Source organism: Streptomyces oceani, assembly GCF_001751245.1.
Classification (GTDB): Bacteria; Actinomycetota; Actinomycetes; order Streptomycetales; family Streptomycetaceae; genus Streptomyces; species Streptomyces oceani.
The window spans coordinates 187,610-203,125 of record NZ_LJGU01000127.1 but is presented as its reverse complement, the minus strand read 5'-3'; the positions used below and the strand labels follow the sequence as shown (position 1 = coordinate 203,125).

At 72.5% G+C, this 15,516-nt stretch carries 15 protein-coding genes and 1 riboswitch; of the genes, 10 read left to right on the top strand and 5 right to left on the bottom strand.

All coding sequences use genetic code 11. The features are described 5' to 3' along the window. Window positions 1-122: 122 nt before the first annotated feature. Window positions 123-1,058: a metallophosphoesterase family protein gene (locus AN216_RS14325; protein WP_107401996.1), complete on the top strand. Its 936-nt coding sequence runs from the start codon at window positions 123-125 to the stop codon at window positions 1,056-1,058. Next, window positions 1,055-1,741, top strand: a complete 687-nt coding sequence (locus tag AN216_RS14320; RefSeq protein ID WP_070197053.1) for a 4'-phosphopantetheinyl transferase family protein — start codon at window positions 1,055-1,057, stop codon at window positions 1,739-1,741. The genes AN216_RS14325 and AN216_RS14320 overlap by 4 nt, the downstream gene beginning before the upstream one ends. A 141-nt stretch (window positions 1,742-1,882) precedes the next feature. Here the strand turns inward: AN216_RS14320 and AN216_RS14315 are convergent, their stop codons facing one another. Together AN216_RS14315 and AN216_RS14310 are read right to left on the bottom strand one after the other, a co-directional pair. Further along, a complete protein-coding gene (locus tag AN216_RS14315) occupies window positions 1,883-3,160 on the bottom strand; it encodes a transglycosylase family protein (protein ID WP_070197052.1) in 1,278 nt (425 codons plus the stop codon). Window positions 3,161-3,164: 4 nt separating this feature from the next. Continuing rightward, window positions 3,165-3,337, bottom strand: a riboswitch (cyclic di-AMP (ydaO/yuaA leader). 508 nt (window positions 3,338-3,845) lie between these two features. Continuing rightward, window positions 3,846-4,763, bottom strand: coding sequence for an oxidoreductase (locus tag AN216_RS14310; RefSeq protein ID WP_070197051.1), 918 nt, complete (start codon window positions 4,761-4,763; stop codon window positions 3,846-3,848). Window positions 4,764-4,887: 124 nt separating this feature from the next. On the opposite strand from AN216_RS14310, the gene AN216_RS14305 reads away from it, so the two are divergent. After that, complete coding sequence (locus AN216_RS14305) at window positions 4,888-5,571, top strand: helix-turn-helix domain-containing protein (protein ID WP_070197050.1); 684 nt, start codon at window positions 4,888-4,890, stop codon at window positions 5,569-5,571. Between the two features lie 45 nt (window positions 5,572-5,616). Here AN216_RS14305 and AN216_RS14300 read toward each other — a convergent pair whose 3' ends face one another. Beyond that, window positions 5,617-5,982 (bottom strand): VOC family protein, encoded by a 366-nt coding sequence (locus tag AN216_RS14300; RefSeq protein ID WP_070197049.1) that lies wholly within the window; start codon window positions 5,980-5,982, stop codon window positions 5,617-5,619. A gap of 118 nt (window positions 5,983-6,100) precedes the next feature. Between AN216_RS14300 and cutA the strand changes: the two genes are divergently transcribed. The 3 genes from cutA to AN216_RS14285 all read left to right on the top strand — a co-directional run bounded on the left by cutA (window position 6,101) and on the right by AN216_RS14285 (window position 9,414). Further along, on the top strand, window positions 6,101-6,445 hold the full coding sequence (gene cutA / locus AN216_RS14295) for a divalent-cation tolerance protein CutA (protein WP_070197048.1): 345 nt from the start codon (window positions 6,101-6,103) through the stop codon (window positions 6,443-6,445). Between the two features lie 109 nt (window positions 6,446-6,554). Next, complete coding sequence (locus AN216_RS14290) at window positions 6,555-7,877, top strand: deoxyguanosinetriphosphate triphosphohydrolase (protein WP_070197295.1); 1,323 nt, start codon at window positions 6,555-6,557, stop codon at window positions 7,875-7,877. Window positions 7,878-8,154: 277 nt separating this feature from the next. Beyond that, window positions 8,155-9,414 carry an NAD(P)/FAD-dependent oxidoreductase gene (locus tag AN216_RS14285; RefSeq protein ID WP_070197047.1) on the top strand — a complete coding sequence of 420 codons (1,260 nt, stop codon included), beginning with the start codon at window positions 8,155-8,157 and terminating at the stop codon, window positions 9,412-9,414. Between the two features lie 87 nt (window positions 9,415-9,501). Here the strand turns inward: AN216_RS14285 and AN216_RS14280 are convergent, their stop codons facing one another. Together AN216_RS14280 and AN216_RS14275 are read right to left on the bottom strand one after the other, a co-directional pair. Further along, entirely contained in the window at window positions 9,502-10,152 is a 651-nt protein-coding gene (locus AN216_RS14280) for a response regulator (RefSeq protein WP_070197046.1), read from the bottom strand. After that, a complete protein-coding gene (locus tag AN216_RS14275) occupies window positions 10,149-11,423 on the bottom strand; it encodes a sensor histidine kinase (RefSeq protein ID WP_070197045.1) in 1,275 nt (424 codons plus the stop codon). The genes AN216_RS14280 and AN216_RS14275 overlap by 4 nt, the downstream gene beginning before the upstream one ends. Before the next feature lie 239 nt (window positions 11,424-11,662). Here AN216_RS14275 and AN216_RS14270 point away from each other — a divergent pair, with 239 nt between their 5' ends. The 4 genes from AN216_RS14270 to dnaG form a co-directional block, all read left to right on the top strand. Further along, on the top strand, window positions 11,663-12,745 hold the full coding sequence (locus AN216_RS14270; protein WP_070197044.1) for an ABC transporter permease: 1,083 nt from the start codon (window positions 11,663-11,665) through the stop codon (window positions 12,743-12,745). A 1-nt stretch (window position 12,746) separates the two neighbouring features. Further along, a complete protein-coding gene (locus AN216_RS14265; protein WP_070197043.1) occupies window positions 12,747-13,418 on the top strand; it encodes an ABC transporter ATP-binding protein in 672 nt (223 codons plus the stop codon). 92 nt (window positions 13,419-13,510) lie between these two features. Beyond that, entirely contained in the window at window positions 13,511-14,059 is a 549-nt protein-coding gene (locus tag AN216_RS14260; protein ID WP_070197294.1) for a GNAT family N-acetyltransferase, read from the top strand. A gap of 72 nt (window positions 14,060-14,131) precedes the next feature. Next, on the top strand, window positions 14,132-15,516 hold a 1,385-nt coding region (gene dnaG / locus AN216_RS14255), incomplete at its 3' end, for a DNA primase (RefSeq protein WP_070197042.1).

Here is a 15,516-nt window from a genome sequence, read left to right as displayed (position 1 = left end):
GTACCCTTCGCCACTGTCGGGGCGGTCGAGCCTCGCCCACGATGTGACGAGCCCGATCGCGGTGGCGCTGGGTACGCTGGGCAGCCGTTCCAGACGCACGAACGAAACGGGGAGGGTTGTCCGTGCAGAGAGGGAATCTTCTGGCGGTCAGTGACCTGCATGTGGCCTATCAGGAGAACCGGGACATCCTGGCTGGCCTGCAGCCGTGGACGGACGAGGACTGGCTGCTGGTCCCGGGGGACGTCGCCGAGAAGTTCGAGGACGTCGAGTGGGCGCTGCGGCTGCTCGCCGACCGCTTCGCGAAGGTGATCTGGTCCCCGGGAAACCACGAGTTGTGGACACATCCACAGGACCCGGTCGAACTGCGGGGTGAGCACCGGTACGCCCGACTGGTGGAGCTGTGCCGCGAGTTGGGCGTGGTCACCCCGGAGGACCCGTATCCGGTGTGGGAGGACGCGGAGGGGCCTGTGACGGTGGCTCCGCTGTTCCTGCTGTACGACTACTCCTTCCACGCCCCCGGCACGGACAACAAGGAGGACTCGCTACGGGTGGCGCACGACGCCGGCATCGTGTGCTCCGACGAGTACCTGCTGCACCCCGATCCGCATCCGAGCCGGGACGCCTGGTGCCGCGCGCGGGTGGCGGCGACGGAGAAGCGTCTGGCCGCCGTCGACCCGACGCACCGGACCGTACTGGTCAACCACTATCCGCTGGTGCGCGAGCCCACCCGGGTGCTGTGGTATCCGGAGTTCGCGCAGTGGTGCGGCACGCAGCTCACGGCTGACTGGCACCGACGGTTCCGGGCGGTGTCGGTGGTCTACGGGCATCTGCACATCCCACGGGTCACCTGGTACGACGGAGTGCGCTTCGAGGAGGTGTCCGTCGGCTACCCGCGCGAGTGGGGGAAGCGACCGCCGCGGGAGAGGCTGCGCCAGATCCTGCCGCTGCCGGACGCCGAACCGGCGCCGGAGTCCGCCGTACGCGCCCGCTCCGCTGTCGGAAGCGGTGGGACCCGCGGCGGGACCGGCGGCGGCGAGGGCTCCGGTGAGGGGCGATGATCGAGGAGATCGTCCGGCACGACACCCTCTTCGAGGAGGTCTTCGCTGACCCGCCCGGCGACCCCGTCAAGGGGCTGTTCCACGAGGAGGCCGAACTGGTCGCCAAGGCGGTCGAGAAGCGCCAGCGCGAGTTCTCGACCGTACGGGCCTGCGCGCGTGCGGCCCTGGCCCGTCTGGGCAGGGCGCCGGCGCCGCTGCTGCCGAACAAGCGGGGCGCGCCGCAGTGGCCAGCAGGCGTCGTCGGCAGCATGACGCACTGCGACGGTTACCGGGCGGCGGTGGTGGCCGACGCGGCGGGCATGCTCGGGCTCGGCATCGACGCCGAGCCGAACCAGCCGCTGCCGGACGGGGTGCTCGAGATGATCTCGCTCCCCGAGGAGCGGGTCTGGATAGCCGAGATGGCCTCGCGCAGGCCCGAGGTGCACTGGGGCAGGCTGCTGTTCAGCGCGAAGGAGAGCGTGTTCAAGACCTGGTATCCGCTGGTGGGGAAGGAGTTGGACTTCACGGAGGCGGAAATCCGGCTGGACGAGGCCGAGCGGAGCTTCCATGCGCGCTTCCTGGTGCCCGCACCGACCCTGGGCGGCGTGCGTACCCCCGCCCTGACCGGGCGCTGGACGGTACGCGACGGGTTGCTGAGCACGGCGATCTGTCTGCCCCGGACGGCGTCGGGCGCCGCCTCCTGAGGAAGCGGCGCCCGAGTTGGCGCGTGACCGGGTGCCCGCGTGGATCGCGGGCACCCGCGCGTGCTGGTGCCGGTCGACGGCGGACGCGGCGGTCAGCTGGTGAGCCGGCTAGCTGACCAGTATGGCCAGCAGGTCAGCTGGTCACAGCGTGACGCCGTTCTCCTGCAGGTAGGCGACCGGGTCGATGTCCGAGCCGTAGTCCGGGCCGGTCCGGACCTCGAAGTGCAGGTGCGGGCCGGTGCTGTTGCCGGTCGACCCGGAGAGGCCGAGCTGGTCGCCGGCGTTGACGCTCTGCCCCGCGGAGACGCTGAGCGAGGACAGGTGGGCGTACTGGCTGTACTTGCCGTCGGCGTGCTGGATGACGACCTCGTTGCCGTACGAGCCGCTCCAACCGGCGGACACGACCTGGCCGTCGGTGACGGCCTTGACCGGGGTGCCGCTGGAGGCGGAGAAGTCCACGCCGGTGTGGCTGCCGCTGGACCAGCTGCTGCCGGAGGCGCCGTACGCGGTGCTCGTACCGGAGTCGACCGGAGCCTGGAAGCCGCCGGAGTCGTCCTGCTCACTACCCGAGTCCTGGGCCTCGGCGTCCTGGGCGGGCGTCTCGGGGGCCTCGGGGGCCTCGGCGTTCCCGGAGTCGCTCTGCTGCGCCGGCGCCTTCTCGGGTGCCGGGGCCTGGGACCCCGTGTCACCGCTGGGCTGGGCCTGACCCGAGCCGCTCAGGGACAGCTGCTGGTCGGGGTAGATCAGGTTCGGGTTGTCGCCGACGACCTCGCGGTTGTCGTCGTAGACCTGCTCCCAACCGCCCTCGACGCCGTGCGCCTTGGCGATCTTGAACAGGGTGTCGCCGGAGGTGACGGTGTAGCGGTCCGAGGAGGGGGAGTCGCTGGAACCCTTCGAGTCGTCCGACTCGGCCTGCGCCTTGGGCTGTTCGGCCGGCTGCTCGGGTGCCTTGGGCTGCTCGGCCTGGGCGCCGCTGTCCGCGGTGTCCTGGCTGCCCTGCTCTTCCGTGCCGGAGTCCGGGTTGACACCGGGATCGCCGCTGTTCTGCGTCAGGCCGGCCTCGGGGCCGCACTTCGGCCAGGCGCCCGGGCCCTGTTCGGCCAGCACCTTCTCGGCGATGGTGATCTGCTGTTCCTTGGTGGCCTGGTCGGCGGTCGCGGCGTACTCGGTGCCGCCGTAACCCTCCCAGGTGCTCTGGCTGAACTGCAGGCCGCCGTAGTAGCCGTTGCCGGTGTTGATGCTCCAGTCGCCGGTCGACTCGCACTGGGCGACCTTGTCCCAGGTGTCGACGGAGGCGGCGTTGGCGCTGCCCGCTCCCATCAGAGGCAGGGCGAGCCCGGCGCCACCCGCGGTGAGCACGGCGGCAGCACGGGCGAGGCGCTGGGTGCGAGGACGGCGATGACGTCCGCGTGCAGACATAGTGGTGCTTCCTCTCCTACGCCTACGAGGTGAGCTGTCGGGTTCGGGCTGGAGTTGCCCGGTCTCACGAGCGCGTGGGGCCGCGCTCGGGCGAGACTTCACCCCAAGCCGTCCGTGCTGTCGCCCGGCCGGCACGTACCTGGGTCCCCCGCTCCTGCCGTTCGGTGACGTGGACTCGCTACCGGGCGGCAGGACTCGGCGTCCCGGCAGCGGCCCTCCGCGTAACTGCGGCGAGCGTCGAAACCAAAACACACGAGTTCCGTTGCGGCAAGGAACGTCCGTTTTTCCGGCCCCGTGACGCGGAGTCCGATACGGGCGGACAGTACGGTGAGCGGTCGGGCATGCTCGCACGGTGAGTTGGATCTTTTCCGGGGCGGCGCCAACTTCGCCGCATGCCAGTTCAGTTGACCGAGTGTGAGGAGTTGGCCCGGAACGCGTCACGATGCCCGGTGGGCATACTGTTAGGCGCGTCACGCGAAGGGACAGACGTCGCTATGTCGACGGTAGTTGGCAAAACGGACTTAAGGGTCTTTTTGCGTATATGCCGAACTGGCGGCGACAAGCGCGCGTTGTGCCGTGCGAGCCGCGGACCGCTCGCGGACCCCTCATGGGCCGGGCCGCCCGAGACCGAGCACCGCACCGGCTCCGCCGCTCGGGGCTCTGCGGCCTCGGGGGTTCCGCCCGCTCAGGAGCCGAGTGGCGCGTAGTCCACACCGGTCAGTCGCCGGGAGGCGTCCCAGAGGAGCTCGCCCGCCAGGTCGTCGCGCGTCCACGGCGCCCGCCAGGCCGCCCCCGGCCCGCCGCGCACCCCGAGGAACCGCGGGCCGACGAACGAGTCCGGCGCTACGCCGGGCGCGGTGGCGGCGTAGAGGCTGGGCGCCGCACCCAGCTCCGGCGACGAGGCGACCAGCGTGAGGCTCAGCCGCATGGCGCGCTCCAGCCCCCGCTGGCCGGCCATGCGGGGTCCCTTGGCCTGCAGCTCGGTGGCGGAGTAGCCAGGGTGCGCGCTCGCGGCGATGAGCGGGTGGCCGCTGGTCCGCCGGGCCAGCTCGTGGGTGAACAGCAGATTGGCCGTCTTGGAGCGGGCGTACGCCTCCCACTTGCCGTAATGCTTGCGGCTCTGCAGATCTCGGATGTCGAGGTTGGCCAGCGTGTGCGCCAAACTGGAGACGTTCACCACCCGCGGGTACTCCGCCGCCAGCAGTCGCTCCAGTAGCAGCCCGGTCAGCGCGAAGTGTCCCAGGTGGTTCACGCCGAACTGTGTCTCGAAGCCGTCCGCCGTCTCGGCGTACGGGATCGCCATCAGGCCGGCGTTGTTGATGAGGATGTCGACCCGTTCGTGCGGCAGGTCCTCGGCGAAGGCGCGTACGCTCGCCAGATCCGCCAGGTCCAGCGCGCGGTACTCCACCCGCGCCTCCGGTGTCTGAGCGAGGAGTTGCTCGACGGCCGCCTTGCCGCGCCGGTCGCTGCGGCAGGCCAGCACGACCCGGGCGCCCCGGCGGGCGAGTTCGCGCGCGGTGACCAGGCCGAGTCCGCTGTTGGCGCCGGTGACCACGGCGATCCGGTCGCTCTGGTCCGGGATGTCCCGTGCTGTCCAGCTCATCGCCAGCACTGCTCCTCGTCTCGCCGCGAACGGCCGCGAGGGAACTTCCTCGCGGGGTCACAGCGTAGGGGCGGTCGCGCCGGCTGGCGAGACAGGCAACGCGGAAGGACGGCATGCTGGGGACATGTACGCGGAACGGCCGTCCCGACTCGGTGCGGGTGCCATCCTGTGGACCGGTCTCGCCAGCGGGCGGGCCGGTGGCACCCGCATCCTCCCGGACGGTTGCATGGACCTCATCTGGACCACGACGGGCCTGCTGGTTGCCGGTCCGGACACCCGTGCGTACGTCCACTCGTCCCGGGCGGGTGACCGCTCCACCGGCCTGCGGTTCGCGCCCGGCCAGGGTCCCGCGATCCTCGGACTGCCCGCGAGCGAGTTGCGCGACACCCGGGTCCCACTGGACGCCGTGTGGCCGGCCGGTGAGGTGCGGGAGCTGACGGAGCGGATCGCCGAGGCGCCCACGCCGGGCGGCGCACTCGAGACGGCGGTACGCGCCCGCGGCGGGCCCGACGCGCGCAGCGGGCGAGTGTACGAGCTGGTCCGTGCCGGCCGGCCGGTCGCCGAGGTGGCGGCGGCGGTGAACTACAGCGAACGGCAGCTGCACCGGCACGCGCTGGCCGCTTTCGGCTACGGGCCGAAGACGCTCGCCCGGATTCTGCGGATGCGCCGGGCGCTGCGGCTGGCCCGGGAGGGCCAGGCGTTCGGCGAGGTGGCGGCGACCGCCGGGTATGCCGACCAGGCGCACCTGGCCCGGGAGGTCAAGGCCCTGGCCGGCATCCCGCTCGGCACGCTGCTGGACGGTGGCTGACGAGCCGCTGGTGCTGGTGGCTGGGCCGCTGTCCGGCGCCTGGGGTCAGCCGAGCGGCGCGAACAGGTCCACGGTGTTGCCGTCCGGGTCCAGCACCTGAGCGTAGCGCTGGCCCCAGAACGCGTCCCAGGGCTGGTTCGCCCCCGCGTAACCGGCGGCGGTCAACTCCCGGTAGACGTGGTCCACTTCGAGCGGGCCGTCACAACGGAAGGCGAGCGCCGTACGCCCCGGGCCGACGGGCGTCTCCCAGTCGGGATGCACCGAGCGGGCCACTTCCTCGGTGTCCCAGGCGAGTCGTACGCCGCCGGGGCCGAGGGCCTCGACGTGCGGTTCCGTGTCGGCCTCCGGCGGGATGTCCAGGCCGAGGTGGCGGTAGAAGGCGAGCGTGGCCGGCATATCAGCCGTAATCATTCCAACAAGGTCAAATCGAGGTGCCATGTACGGCAGACTACGGGCCGGATCCGCGGCGGGTCTTGAACGAATCGGACACCGCCGGCTCCCGCGGCCACCTCATGGCTACGGTGGAGCGATGGCCGACATCCTCACCGTGCTGACCACCACCGACAGCGCTGCCGCCGCCGAAGCCCTGGCCCGTGGCGCCGTGGAGCGCCGGGTCGCCGCCTGCGCCCAGCTGAACGGGCCGGTGACCTCCGTCTTCCGCTGGGAGGGCGCCGTACGGACCGAGCCGGAGTGGCAGGTGCTGTTCAAGACCAGCGTGGCCGCGTACGCCGCCCTGGAGGCGTACATCCGGGAGGCACACGACTACGAGGTGCCGGAGATCATCGCCACCCCGGTGTCCCACGGCGGAGCCGACTACCAGGACTGGGTGGTCGAGGAGACGTCCGGGGACCGGTCCGTGCCGTCCGCGGACTGAGCGGTACGCGCCCGCCGTAGGCCACACCATGGCGGCGCGGGTGCCCGCCCGGCACCCGCACAGCACCCGCCCGGCGGCCGGGCGCGCGGGCCGGGCGTACGGTCGGCATATGCACGCAACCGAACGCACCGGCAGCATCCCCGGTTCCTACCGGCCCGCTGACGCCGAGCGGTGGGCGCCCGAACCGGACAAGCGCCCGGGGCGTACCGCGTTTCAGCGGGACCGCGCCCGGGTGCTGCACTCGGCGGCGCTGCGCCGGCTCGCGGGGAAGACCCAGGTGGTTCCCGCGGCTCCGGACAGCGACCGGGCGGCCAGCAGCGACGGCTGGGACGCCAGCCCGCGCACCCGGCTGACGCACTCGCTGGAATGCGCCCAGGTGGGCCGCGAGCTGGGGGCGGCCCTCGGCTGTGACGCGGACCTGGTCGAGATGGCCTGTCTGGCACACGACCTGGGACACCCACCCTTCGGTCACAACGGCGAGCGGGAGTTGAGCCGGATCGCCGAGCCGTGTGGCGGTTTCGAGGGGAACGCCCAGTCGCTGCGACTGCTGACGCGCCTGGAGCCGAAACGGTTCGTCGACGGTCCGCACGGCCCGGTCAGCGTCGGGCTCAACCTCACCCGGGCCGCGCTGGACGCCGCGACGAAGTATCCCTGGCATCGCGACGAGAGCCCGCATGACCCGGACTCGCCGAAGTTCGGGGTGTACGAGGACGACGTGCCCGTCTTCGCCTGGTTCCGGCTGGGCGCGCCCGCGGACCGTACGTGTTTCGAGGCGCAGGTCATGGACTGGGCCGACGACGTGGCGTACTCCGTGCACGACGTGGAGGACGGACTGCACGCGGGCTATCTGGCACCGGCCGCGCTGACCTCCCCGAGCGAACGGCAGGAGGTCCTCGACGCGGCACTCGCACGCTACGCCTCGGACGCCGAGCCGGACGAACTGGCGGAGGCCCTGGACCGGCTCCTCGAACAGGACTGGTGGCCGCACGACTACGACGGCACCGCGCTCGCGCAGGCCCGGCTCAAGGACGCGGCCAGCCAGCTCATCGGCCGGTTCTGCCTGGCAGCCGAGCGGGCGACCCACGCGGCGTACGGCACGGCCCACCTCACCCGGTACGCCGCCGAACTCGTGGTGCCGCGGCGCGCCCGTCTGGAGTGCGCGGTGCTGAAGGCCGTGGCCGACCGGTACGTCATGCAGCGCCCCGACCAGGCCAGACTGCGCGCCGAACAGCGCGAGATCCTGGCGGAACTGGCCGACGCGCTCAGCCTGCGGGCACCCGAGGGGCTGGACCCGCAGTTCCGCGCGCTGTACGCGGCGGCGGCGGACGACAGCGGGCGGTTGCGCGTGTTGGTGGACCAGATCGCCGCGCTCACCGACGCGTCCGCCCGCCGCCTGCACGGCCAGCTCACCGGACGACCCACCGGGGGGTAGCCGCTCCCCTCTCGGCGCAGCGGCCCGGGCACACGGGGCCGGGTGGATTGGGTGCTGACCGCCTGGGCAGGATGGGTCTCCCCGTCGAGCGCGAGCGTGGCACGTCCCCGTACGGGCCGTCGGGAGGCGGGACCGGCACGGTGGCGTGCCGGCTGCCGGCTCACCCCATTGCCTCTTCACCCGGCCCAGTCGGTGCGGCAGGCTCCTGGGAGGGGAACATTCGCGGGGAACGAGGTCGTGAACGCCGGGGGACAGCCTGTCAGCGAGGAGGCATCAAGTGGTCGACGCACATCGGACGTTCGTCATCGTCGGAGGTGGCCTGGCCGGAGCCAAAGCGGCCGAGACGCTACGTGCGGAGGGCTTCAGCGGTCGGGTCATCCTGATCGGCGACGAACGTGACCACCCGTACGAGCGTCCGCCGCTCTCCAAGGGATATCTCGCCGGGACCGACGAGCGGGACAGCGTCTTCATCCACGAGCGTGCCTGGTACGCCAGCGCCGACATCGAACTCCACCTCGGACAGCCCGCCGTGCAGATCGACCGTACGGACCGGTGCGTGCGCCTCGGCGACGGCACCCGGGTGCACTACGACACGCTGCTGCTGGCGACCGGAGCCGAGCCGCGCCGGCTGGACGTGCCGGGCACCAGCCTGGCCGGCGTGCACCACCTGCGGCGACTCGCACACGCCGACCGGCTGCGTGGCGTCCTGGCGGCGCGCGGCCGGGAGAACGGCCACCTGGTGATCGCCGGTGCCGGTTGGATCGGCCTCGAGGTCGCCGCCGCCGCGCGGGCGTACGGTGCCGAGGTGACCGTCGTGGAACCGGAGACGACGCCGCTGCACCAGGTCCTCGGCCCCGAACTGGGCGCGTTCTTCACCGACTTGCACCAGGAGCGCGGCGTCCGGTTCCACTTCGGCGCGCGGCTGACGAAGATCACCGGGCACGCCGGCATGGTGCAGTCGGTGCTGACGGACGACGGCGACGAGCACCCCGCGCACGACGTACTCGCCGCGATCGGCGCCGCGCCCCGCACCGGACTGGCCGAGTCCGCCGGGATCGCGCTCGCGGACGGCAGGGGGAGCGGCGTCGCCGTGGACTCCGCACTGCGTACGAGCGACCCGCGGATCTTCGCCGCCGGGGACGTCGCGGCGGTGCAGCACGCGCTGCTCGGCACCCGGCTGCGGGTCGAGCACTGGGCCAACGCCCTGCACACCGGCCCGGCGGCGGCCCGCGCCATGCTGGGACAGGAGGTGGCGTACGACCGGGTGCCGTACTTCTTCTCCGACCAGTACGACGTGGGCTTCGAGTACTCCGGATGGGCGCCGCCGGGCAGCTACGACGAGGTGCTGATCCGGGGCGACCTGAACAAGCGGGAGTTCCTGGCCTGCTGGCTGCGGGACAACCGGGTGCTGGCCGGGCTCAACTGCAACATCTGGGACGTGACCGAGACGGTGCGGGAGCTGATCCGTACGGGCACCGTCGTCGATCCGCGCGCACTCGCCGATCCGCAGGTCCCGCTGGACCGGCTGCTGGGCTGAGCGTCGGGGGGAGCGCCCGGGCGCCGGGTGCACGGGGCGCTGGACGTAGGACGGTTCCGGGCGTACGGCGTAGCGGGCGACCGCCGGTCAACGGCGGATCAGCCCGCGCGAGGTCGCCACGGCCACCGCGGCCGTGCGGGAGTCGACCGCCAGCTTGCCGTAGATGTGCACCAGGTGGGATTTCACGGTCGCCTGGCTCAGGTGCAGCCGCTTGCTGATGTCGTGGTTCGACAGCCCGTCCGCGACCAGGCTGAGCACCTCCGTCTCGCGGCGGCTCAGCGAGGTGTCCGGGCTCCGCATCCGGTGCATCAGTCGGTCGGCGACGCCGGGCGCGAGGGCCGTACGCCCCAGGGCCGCGGCGCGTACGGCCGCGGCGAGCTCCTCCGGAGGGGCGTCCTTGAGGAGGTAGCCGGTCGCTCCCGCCTCGATGGCGGGGAGGGTGTCGGCGTCCGTGCCGTAGGTGGTGACGATCAACACCCGTGGGGCGTCCGCGGCGGCGGTGATGGCGGCGGTCGCCTCGGTACCGGTCATCCCCGAACCGAACCGCAGGTCCATCAGCACCACGTCGAGGGTGTGCTCGGCCACGAGCCGCACGGCGTCCTCCGCCGTCGCGGCCTCCGCGGCGACCTCGATCCCCGGCTCGGTCTCCAGCACGGCGCGAAGCCCGGCCCGTACGACGGGATGGTCGTCGGCCAGCAACAGGCGTACGGGCTGCCGCGCTTCGGGGGCGTCACTCATGACCGCTTCTCCTCGGGTGGCTCCTCGGGCGGCCGCTGTCGGTGTTCCTCCGCCCGGATCGTGCACTCCTCGTCGTCCGCCCGTTGGTCGTCCGCCCGTTGGTCACCGCCCGGGGCCGAGCCCGCCGGTAGCAGTACGGCCAGCGCGGTGCCGTGGCCCGGTGCGGACTCCACGGTGAGGCCGCCCTCCAGCGCCCGCGCCCGTGCCCGTATCGTGGCCAGCCCGAAGCCACCGCCGTCCGTGGGCGAGGGCACCTGGGACGGTGTGAAGCCGACGCCGTCGTCCACGACGTCCAGGGCCGTGCGGGTATCCATGTAGCTGAGAGTGACCTCCACCTCACGCGCGTGCGCGTGGCGGACCGTGTTCGCCAGTGCGGACTGGGCGATGCGGAGCAGCGCCACCTCGTGCGCCACCGGCAGCGAGGCCGGCGTACCAGAGACGTGGAAGCGTACGGTCAGGTCGTGCCGCTGCCCGGTGGTGTCGCACAGCCGCTGCAGGGCAGCCACCAGGGTGCCGCCGTCCAGGCCCGGCGGGGCGAGCGCCGCCACGAACCGGCGGGCCTCGGCCAGGTTGTCCTGGGCGGCCTGCCGGGCCTGGCTGACGTACCCCCCGGCGGGCTGCGCGTCCTCCGGGAGAGATCGCTCGGCGGCGCGCAGCAGCAGTTGGATGCTGGACAGCCCCTGGGCGAGGGTGTCGTGGATCTCCCGGGCGAGGCGTTCCCGTTCGGCGGTGACCCCCGCGGCGTGGTCCGCGGCGGCCAGGTCGGCACGGGCCGCGGTCAGTTCCTCGATCAGTGCCTGGCGCTGCTCGCTCTCCCGGGACAGCGACTGATAGCCGAGCACCACGGCGACCGCGACCGCCGCCCCCAGGGTCGGACCGATCGTGGTCCCCAACGCCAGGCCGCCCTCCTGCGCGGCGAAACCGAGGACGGCCGCGCCGGCGGTCACCACCACCGCGCCCAGCCCGAGGCGGCGCGGCAGCAGGTGCAACTGCAGGAAGTACAGCGGGAAGGCGAGCCACACGCCGTCCGGGGTCAACGCGAGCAAGCCCAGCCAACAGCCGCCGAGCATGGCCAGCCAGAAACGGGTCGCTGCCACGGAGCGCCCCACCGGGCCCAGCAGCGGACCAGCGGCGTAACAGGCGCCCAACAGCGTGGCGGCGACGAGCACGGCGAACGCGTCCGGCGGCCGCTCGGCCAGCGCGCGGCCGACCGTGAGCGCCAGCAGACCGGCGACCAGCAGGTGCAGACACCAGCTGAGCAGGCGCGACACGGGAGCGAGCGTACGAGGGTTCACAGCCTCCCCAGGTTAGCCAGCCGTCAGCCGGTGGGCATCAAACGAAAGGTGGAACCGAGCGTGCGCCTTTCGATCCCGGGACTGCGAACCCCGGCGCGATGTGTCCTCCTCGCAAGTCCGGCCAGGATGGGGACCGCAGCCGTACGGGAGTGGCACGTGTGCGCCCACGGCGCGGGCAACGACCGGAACGACCAAGGGGAGCGGGACGCCGGAAGATGTTTGTGGCCTGGAGAGACCTGCGGTTCGCCAAGGGGCGGTTCGCGCTGATGGGCATCGTGATCGTGCTGATCACCGCGTTGGTGGGGCTGCTGTCCGGCCTGACCGAGGGGCTGGGACGGCAGAACATCTCCGCGATCACCGGCCTGTCCGCGGACCGGCTCGCCTTCGCGGAGCCGGCCGAGGGGCAGCAACTGTCCTTCGACGACTCCTCCGTACGTGCCTCCCAGTGGCGCGACTGGGCGGACGTGGCGGGCGTACGCGGCGCGGAGCCGCTCGGCATCGCCATGACCCGGGCCCAGGTGGGGGAGCGTACGACCGGGGTGGCGGCGTTCGGCGTACGCGAGGGCTCGCGGCTGACGCCGGACGCCACCCCGCGGCCGGGCGAGGTCGTGCTCTCCGTGGCGGCGGCGGAGGAACTGGACGCCACATCCGGCGACCGCGTGCGGCTGGCCGGTGAGCGGTACGCGGTGGCGGAGGTGGCCGGAGACGCGGCGTACAGCCACGCGCCCGTCGTGTGGACCGGACTGGGCGACTGGCAGGGGCTCGCGCCGCACGTGGGCGGCGGCGAGTCCGGACCACGCGCCACCGTGATCGCGCTACGCACCACCGGGGAGTCCGAACTGTCCGATACGGACTCGGCACTCGGCACCCAGACCGTCAGCATCGAGGAGTCGCTGTCCGCGATCGGCTCCTACACGTCCGAGAACTCCTCGCTGCGCATGATGCGCGGCTTCCTCTTCGCCATCTCCGCGCTCGTCATCGGGGCCTTCTTCACCGTGTGGACCATCCAGCGCGGCCGGGACGTGGCGGTGCTGAAGGCGTTGGGCGCCAGCACCCGCTACCTCCTGCGGGACGCCCTCGGCCAGGCGGTGCTGCTGCTGACCCTGGGCACGCTGGCCGGTACGGGGGTGGCGGCCGGTGTCGGGGCCGTGATCTCCGGCGGCGTGCCGTTCGTACTGGATCCGGCCACGCTGCTGATGCCGGCCGGCGTCATGATCGCGCTCGGCGCTGTCGGCGCCACCCTCGCCATCCGCCGAATCACCGCCGTCGATCCGCTGACCGCACTCGGAAGTGTCTGACATGAGCTTGCTCCTGAGCGACATCACCCTCACCTATCCCGACGGCGACAGTCGACTCACCGCCCTCGACCAGATCAGCCTGGAGGCCGAGAACGGCACGGTCACGGCGGTGCTGGGGCCCTCCGGCTCCGGCAAGTCCAGCCTGCTGGCCGTCGCCGCCACCCTGATCACCCCGGACAGCGGCACGGTCACCATCGACGGCACCCCCACCACCGGCCGCGGTCGCGGCGCCCTCACCGCGCTGCGCCGGGAGCGGGTGGGCATCGTCTTCCAGCAGCCCAATCTGCTGCCCTCCCTCACCGCCGTAGAGCAACTCCAGGTCATGGCCCACCTGGACGGTCGTGCGCCCAGGGGTGCCCGGGGCCGGGCGGAGGAACTCCTGACCGCCGTCGGCCTGCGCGCGCAGGCGCACCGCCGGCCGCACCAGCTCTCCGGCGGGCAACGGCAGCGGGTCAACATCGCCCGCGCCCTGATGAACGAGCCCACCGTGCTGCTCGTCGACGAGCCCACCAGCGCCCTGGACCACGAGCGGGGCGCCGCCGTGGTGGGCCTGCTGGCGGAGCTGACCAGGCAGCGGGACACCGCGACGGTGCTGGTCACCCACGACCGTACGCACCTCACCGAGGCCGACCGGGTCCGCGAGGTCTGGGACGGGCGGCTGCGTCCGGCGTAAGGCCGTGCCCGGCCTCGCGTGGTCCCGGTCTCGCGTGGACGTGCCCAGCCCAGTGGTGGGACCCCGTCGTGGCGGACGTAGGCTGGCTCGTCATGGCCATACGTACGGAGCTGGTGGACGCCTCCAGCCTGCTGGTGCTGCGTCGGGAGGTGCTGCGGCCCGGACGGCCGCTGGAGGCCGCCCGGTTCGGCGGGGACGAGCTGCCGGGGGCCTTCCACGTGGCGGCCTACGAGGCGGACCCGGGCGCCGTTTCCCGGGGCCCGCAGCCGACAGGGCCGACGGAGTCGGCGGGTTCGACGCCGGCCGTACTGGCCTGCGGGACCTTCGTGCCGGAGGACTTCCCGGCTGGGCTGATCCCGCCACTCACCCTGGCGGGACGCGCCCCGGAGCGCGCCGCCGGTCGCGCGTACCGCATCCGCGGCATGGCGAGCGCCCCCGCCGTGCGTGGCCGGGGTTACGGCACCGCCGTGCTGCGGGCCGGTACCGCCGAGGCGGAGGCCCGCGGGGTGGAGCTGCTGTGGTGCAACGGCCGTACGGTGGCCCGCGGCTTCTACGAGCGGCACGGTTACACGGCGGTCGGCGGGGAGTTCCACATCGAGGACGTCGGATCGCACCACGTCTTCGCCCGGGCCCTCGGCTGACCCGGCGGCCGGGCGGGACCGGCAGGCCGGGCGGGCCGCACGACCGTCGGAGCCGCGCCGTAGAATCCCCACGTGGCGGGACGGATCAACGACGAGGACGTGCGGGCGGTGCGGGACGCCGTGCCGATCGACTCCGTCGTCTCGGAGTACCTCCAGCTGCGTAACGCGGGCGGGGGCAACCTCAAGGGCCTGTGCCCCTTCCATGACGAGAAGTCCCCCTCCTTCACCATCAGCCCCAGCAAGGGCTTCTACCACTGCTTCGGTTGCGAGGAGGGTGGTGACACCCTCGACTTCCTGATGAAGGTCGACCACCTGTCCTTCTCCGAGGCGGTCGAGCGGCTGGCCGCCCAGGCGGGCATCACCCTGCGGTACGAACAGGGGGGATACGGCCGCGGCAGCCAACAGGGTGAGCGCACGCGCCTGTTCGAGGCGCACCGGACGGCCGCGGTGTACTACGCCGAGCAGTTGCAGGGCCCGGAGGCGGGCCTCGCCCGTACGTTCCTCCAGGAGCGTGGCTTCGACCAGGACGCCGCCCGCCGCTTCGGCCTGGGCTACGCCCCGGCAGGCTGGGACCACCTGGTGCGCTTCCTGCGCGGCAAGGGCTTCTCGGACAAGGAGCTGACACTCTCCGGGCTCGCTCAGGAGAGCAGCTCCGGGCGGCCCATCGACCGGTTCCGGGGGCGGCTGCTCTGGCCGATCCGGGACATCGCGGGGGAGGTGGTCGGCTTCGGCGCCCGTAAGCTCCGCGAGGAGGACAACGGTCCGAAATACCTCAACACTCCCGAAACCGCCATCTATCGCAAGTCCCAGGTGCTGTACGGCATCGACCTGGCCAAGCGGGACATCGCGAAGGCCGGCAGGGCGGTGGTGGTCGAGGGCTACACCGACGTCATGGCCTGCCACCTGGCGGGCGTCACGGGAGCGATCGCCACCTGTGGCACCGCGTTCGGCGGAGAGCACGTCAAGATCCTGCGCCGGGTGCTGATGGACAACTCGCGCTCCGAGGTGGTCTTCACCTTCGACGGCGACAAGGCGGGACAGAAGGCCGCGTTGCGGGCCTTCGAGGACGACCAGAAGTTCGCCGCACGTACGTCCATCGCGATCACCCCCGGCGGCATGGACCCCTGCGACCTGCGCCTGGCCCAGGGCGACGAGGCGGTGCGGGAGCTGGTGGAGAGCCGGACGCAGCTGTTCGAGTTCGCGATCCGTTCCGTCGTCGAACAGCACAACATGGACACCGCGGAGGGCCGTTCGGCCGCGCTGGAGGAGGCCGCGCCGATCGTCGCGCGGATCAAGGACGCCGCTATCCAGCACGAGCACGCCGTACGCCTCGCGGGCCTGCTCGGCATCCTGGACACCCAGTTCGTGGTGCGCCGGATCGGACAGTACGCCCGCTGGGCGCGGGAGCGGGGCGCGCGCCCCGGCGCGGGCGGAGCCGGCCTGGACGGCCGGTCCGC